Annotated in this window: 1 protein-coding gene; it reads left to right on the top strand. The window is 40.6% G+C overall.

The window, feature by feature from the left end; translation table 11 throughout:
- The first annotated feature begins 71 nt into the window (after window positions 1-71).
- Window positions 72-1190 (top strand): ISAs1 family transposase, encoded by a 1119-nt coding sequence (locus tag GQR54_RS19420; RefSeq protein WP_166379703.1) that lies wholly within the window; start codon window positions 72-74, stop codon window positions 1188-1190.
- Window positions 1191-1214 lie beyond the last annotated feature (24 nt).

Raw genomic sequence — 1214 nt, 5'->3', positions numbered from 1 at the left:
CAGGGCAAGATCACGAACTTTACCTTGACTTAAAAGTATGATCTTATACTCCTTTTTTAAGGAGCATTCTCATGCTTGATATTCAGCTATTTAAATATTTCGAATCAATCGATGATCCTCGCCAACAAGGTAAAGTGGTTCATAAACTATTTGATATCATATTCCTAGCCGTCAGCGCTGTTGTGTCTGGATGCCAAGGCTGGGAAGATATTGAAGATTTTGGTCATGATAGATTAGATTGGCTCAGGAAATATGTCCCCCTAGAGCAAGGCATCCCCCGCCATGACACAATTGCCCGTGTATTAAGCCGTATTGATATGACGCAATTTCAAGATTCTTTTTCTTCTTGGATGAAAGCATGCACTAAATTAACCCAAGGCGATGTTGTGGCTATTGACGGGAAACGGTTAAAAGGGTCTTTTAATCAATCGGATAGGCGCGATGCACTTTATATGGTCAGTGCATTTGCATGCGAAAATGGTGTTGTTTTAGCACAATGTCCTGTTGATAAAAAGTCGAATGAAATAACAGCGTTACCAACACTTCTTGAGTTACTTGAAATAAAAGGGTGCTTAGTCACAATTGACGCCATGGGATGTCAAAAATCAATTGCAGAAAAAATAGTGAGCAAAGAAGCTAATTACCTTCTTGCAGTGAAGGCAAATCATAAAGGACTCCTGTCGCAAATAGAGGGGACTTTATTACCGGAGATAACACGACAAGCGTCTGCAGGGATTTTGTTTAATGAAGCAGATTATCAAAAAAGTAGAGAGGAGTTTAGGTGTTGTGCGGTGAGCCATAGCGTAAGCGATTTATCAGAAACGAGACACTGGGAAGGCGCAAAGACAGTGGGTGTTATTGTTTCTTACAGAAAAGAAAAAGGTAAAATAAGCAATGAGTTATGCTATAGATACTATATCAGTTCAGCACATTTAACGGCGGAAGAATTGGCAAGGTCAGCGCGAGAACATTGGCAAATAGAGAACGGCTTACATTGGCGTTTAGACGTAGGGTTTAAAGAAGATGAGTGCCGAATTAGGCGCGAAGGTGCAGCGCCTGTATTTGCAGGGCTAAGGCATATCGCATTTAATCAATTAAAGGCTGAAACCAGTTTTAGTAAAGGTATGCCAGCAAAGCAGAAGAAAGCGATGCGCAGTACAGCTTATCTTGAAAAGGTATTGAATTTATAGTGTTTTTTCATGCTCTTGCCCTGG

The organism is Pseudoalteromonas sp. Z9A4 (genome assembly GCF_011378845.1).
Taxonomy (GTDB): Bacteria; Pseudomonadota; Gammaproteobacteria; order Enterobacterales; family Alteromonadaceae; genus Pseudoalteromonas; species Pseudoalteromonas arctica.
Note: the sequence above shows the minus strand (reverse complement) of the source record. Positions and strands in the feature narration are given on the sequence as shown.